General features: G+C 61.2%; 4 protein-coding genes and 1 pseudogene. 2 read left to right on the top strand and 3 right to left on the bottom strand.

The window, feature by feature from the left end; translation table 11 throughout:
* Positions 1 to 453: pseudogene (locus tag ACFFAR_RS28180) on the top strand (SDR family NAD(P)-dependent oxidoreductase); the annotation flags it as partial.
* Here ACFFAR_RS28180 and ACFFAR_RS28175 read toward each other — a convergent pair.
* The 3 genes from ACFFAR_RS28175 to ACFFAR_RS28165 all read right to left on the bottom strand — a co-directional run bounded on the left by ACFFAR_RS28175 (position 419) and on the right by ACFFAR_RS28165 (position 2,358).
* Positions 419 to 595, bottom strand: coding sequence for a hypothetical protein (locus ACFFAR_RS28175; RefSeq protein ID WP_172811918.1), 177 nt, complete (start codon positions 593 to 595; stop codon positions 419 to 421). The pseudogene ACFFAR_RS28180 and the gene ACFFAR_RS28175 sit on opposite strands and share 35 nt — an antisense overlap.
* Before the next feature lie 112 nt (positions 596 to 707).
* The gene (locus ACFFAR_RS28170; RefSeq protein WP_197672644.1) at positions 708 to 1,580 is read right to left on the bottom strand and encodes an alpha/beta hydrolase; all 873 of its coding nucleotides are present in this window, start codon (positions 1,578 to 1,580) and stop codon (positions 708 to 710) included.
* Positions 1,581 to 1,644: 64 nt separating this feature from the next.
* Positions 1,645 to 2,358 (bottom strand): pseudouridine synthase, encoded by a 714-nt coding sequence (locus ACFFAR_RS28165; RefSeq protein ID WP_061998744.1) that lies wholly within the window; start codon positions 2,356 to 2,358, stop codon positions 1,645 to 1,647.
* Positions 2,359 to 2,593: 235 nt separating this feature from the next.
* Between ACFFAR_RS28165 and ACFFAR_RS28160 the strand changes: the two genes are divergently transcribed.
* Positions 2,594 to 3,533: thiamine pyrophosphate-binding protein (locus tag ACFFAR_RS28160; protein ID WP_375508904.1), on the top strand; the 940-nt coding region annotated here is incomplete at its 3' end.

Here is a 3,533-nt window from a genome sequence, read left to right as displayed (position 1 = left end):
AGTGCATCGATTGTGCGGATTCCCGGCATTTACGCGGGCAACCGCTTGCCGCTTGCGAGGTTGCAGAAGGGGACGCCCGCTCTCGCGCCCGCGGACGATGTTTTCACCAATCACATTCATGCCGACGATCTCGCGGCCATCATGGTCCTGGCGATCCGGCGTGGACGGCCGCAGCGTGTGGTGCACGCATCGGACGACAGTGAATTGCGCATGGGCGATTATTTCGACCGCATCGCCGACGCCTATGGGCTGCCGCGCGCCCCGCGCGTTTCGCGCGAAGAAGCCGAAGCGCAACTCGAACCGATGATGCTCTCGTTCATGCGCGAGTCGCGACGCTTGAAAAACGCCCGATTGCGTCAGGAGATGCGTTACGCGTTGCGATATCCGAGCATCGACGACTTCTTGAAGCGCGTTGAGGTCACATCAGAACCGGCAGCGTCTCCAGCAGGATGAAGCACAGCAATGCGCCAATCAGCGCCCCGATCAGGTTCGGTTGGTAACGGTGGCGAAGGTGCATCGTCACCATCAAACCGGCGATAAACACCACGCTGATTGCCACGAACGCGATCATTGCAAGGCTCATGTGGGCGGCCATGACGGCCCTCCTGCTTTTTTATTAGTCGTGAAAGCAGTATAGATTTTGGTCCGACGAAAGGCATGCTGCAGTGCGGCTACGGTGTTTGCGTTTTTGCAACGCTAACAAAAAGCTAGCGTGAATCGATGAACGCCGAGACATCCGCGAGTACGGTCGAGCGTCCCCGCAAGGGCAGCGCCAGCGCCGCAACGATCCGAACGTGGCTGAACCCGTCGTAGTGTTTCACTTCCACCGAATCACCATGTTTGCGCAGCACCGCTGCGAGACGGTCGGTGTTGCCGGGATCGACGGTGGTGTCGTCGGTGCCGGCGGCAAGGAACATCGGCGGTTCGTGGCCGGTGACGTAGTTGACCGGCTGGCTTTCCGGACGCGTGCTGGCCGGGAAGACATCGAGCAGCGTGCGATCCTGTATTGGCAGGAAATCGTAAGGTCCGGCGAGGCCGATCACGCCGCGCAAATCGGCCTTCGACATCGATTGCGACGCCAGATAACGCGGGTCTGTCGCAATCAACGCCGCGAGATGCGCGCCGGCCGAATGGCCCATCACGAACAAGCGGTCCGGATCGCCGCCGAATTCCTGCGCATGATCGCGGGCCCAGCGCACGGCGGCAGCGGCGTCATCGACAAAACCGGGAAAAGCCGTCTCCGGATACTTCCGGTAATCGGGCAACACGGCTACGTAGCCACGCGAGGTCAGCGCCTGAGCTACGAAAAGGTAGTTGCTGCGGCTGCCGTTCTGCCAGCTTCCGCCGTAAAAGAACACGACGACAGGGCGCTTTTCACCCGGCGCGGCCGGCTGCGAGGGAACGTAGACATCGAGTTCCTGTTCCTCGTCCGAGCCGTAGGCGATATCGGCCGTTTTCCGATAACCGCTCGACGGAATCGCTGCGTTCAAAAGTCTGACAGGGCTGCATGCGGCGAGCGCCGTGGCGCACAAGCTGGCGAGACCGAGCATCAGGGTACGGCGTTTTTGTTGTACTGGCATGAAGTTCTTGATGCGAAGGGATGCCAGGATTTACGTTTGGCCGGCCCGGATGGATGCAGGGCGATCAGCTTTGCCTGAGCATTGCGAGATCGGCGTCGTTCAGCCAGCGCCATTGGCCTTCAGCGAGGTCGGGCGGCAAAGCATAGCCGCCAATGCGTTCCCGATGCAGTCCATCCACGCGATTCCCCGACGCCGCGACCATGCGCTTGACCTGGTGATACTTACCCTCCAGCACGGACAGTTCCAGCAGCCGTTCGCCGCGTTGATTTGCCGAGACGGCGGTGATCGGCTGCGACTCGCCGTGCAAAAGAACGCCTTCGCGAAGCGCGCCGAGCTGGGTCTCATCGAGTGGATGTTTGGTGGTTGCGAGGTAGACCTTCGGCACTTTCTTTTTCGGCGATGTGAACGCATGGACGAACGCGCCATCGTCGGACAAAAGCAGCAGGCCGGTCGTGTCCTGATCGAGCCGTCCGACGCACTGCACGCCACGCTCTGCGAGTTGCAGCGGCAGCAGATGGAACACGCTCAAATGATGCTGCGGGTCCCGCGAGCATTCATAGCCTGGCGGTTTGTTCAGCACCAGATACGCTTTTTCGCGATACTGCCAGCGGACGTCATCGACATGGAACTCGAAGGACATCAAGGCATCCGGGGTAATCGTGGTGTCCGGATTGGTGCATGTCGCTCCGCCGATGGACACGCGCCCGTCCGCGATCAGCGCGCGGCATTGCCGGCGTGAGCCAAAGCCCTGTGTGAAGAGAATGCGTTCGAGATCCATCGGGGCGTTGCCTGGCTCAAGTGAAGTGAAGCGAATTGAAGGGCGGGCGCACATTCTAGCAACGCGCATGAAAGGCCATTTTTCATGGATATGCCTTCCACTGCCGTCTATGCTTTTCCAACGAGTGAGAACGAATCACACGAGCTACGCAAATCACGCGAACCACGAAAGGAAGCTGAAACCGCATTGACGCATTATCGGTTCGACACCCCTCTTTTTCCTCAAGGAGCACGACATGGCAAAAAACACGGTCGCGGAATTTCTGGCGAAGACATTGGCCGCAGCGGGCGTCGAACGAATCTGGGGCGTGACGGGCGACAGCCTGAACGGACTTGCCTATAGCCTCGATCAGGTCGGCTCGATCAAATGGATGCACACGCGGCACGAGGAAGTCGCGGCGTTCGCGGCCGGCGCCGACGCTGCGTCGACGGGAAAACTCGCCGTCTGCGCCGGCAGTTGCGGCCCGGGCAACCTGCATCTGATCAACGGCTTGTACGACTGCCACAGGAACCAGCAGCCCGTCCTGGCGATCGCTGCGCATATTCCGTCGTCGGAGATCGGGCTCGGGTACTTCCAGGAAACGCATCCTACCGAACTGTTCAAGGAATGCAGCCATTACGTCGAGCTGGTCTCGAACGCCGCGCAATTTCCCCGCGTGCTCGCCCGCGCAATGCGCACGGCGATCGAAGAGCGCGGCGTGGCGGTGATCGTGCTGCCAGGGGATGTGGCGTTGAGCGAAGCGCCTGCCGAGACGCCATCGTGGTCGTCGACGGGTCCTTCGACCATCCTGCCTTCGGATATCGATATTGAAAGGCTCGCGGCCATGCTGAACGAGTCGGACGCCGTCACGCTCATGTGCGGCAGCGGCACTGCCGGCGCGCACGACGAAGTCGTCGCACTCGCGGACGCGCTCGGCGCACCGGTCGTGCATGCAATGCGCGGCAAGCAGTTCATCGAATGGGACAATCCGTATGACGTCGGCATGACGGGGCTGATCGGCTTCAGCTCGGGTTATCACGCCATGATGTCCTGCGACACGCTGCTGCTGCTCGGCTGCGATTTCCCGTACCGCCCGTTTTATCCCACCGACGCCAAGATCATCCAGGTCGACTGGCGCGGCTCGAGGCTCGGCGCGCGCGCGCCCTTGTCGCTCGGATTGGTGGGAACGGTGAAGG

This window comes from uncultured Caballeronia sp. (genome assembly GCF_964243625.1).
Classification (GTDB): Bacteria; Pseudomonadota; Gammaproteobacteria; order Burkholderiales; family Burkholderiaceae; genus Caballeronia.
The sequence above is the reverse complement of the archived record's forward strand: the minus strand, read 5'-3'. Positions and strand labels throughout refer to the sequence as shown.

What these genes read in the sequence shown, in the direction of transcription:
- ACFFAR_RS28165 (WP_061998744.1), bottom strand. Translation starts at nt 2,358, where the DNA reads ATGGATCTCGAACGCATTCTCTTCACACAGGGCTTTGGCTCACGCCGG.
- ACFFAR_RS28170 (WP_197672644.1), bottom strand. Translation starts at nt 1,580, where the DNA reads ATGCCAGTACAACAAAAACGCCGTACCCTGATGCTCGGTCTCGCCAGC.
- ACFFAR_RS28175 (WP_172811918.1), bottom strand. Translation starts at nt 595, where the DNA reads ATGGCCGCCCACATGAGCCTTGCAATGATCGCGTTCGTGGCAATCAGC.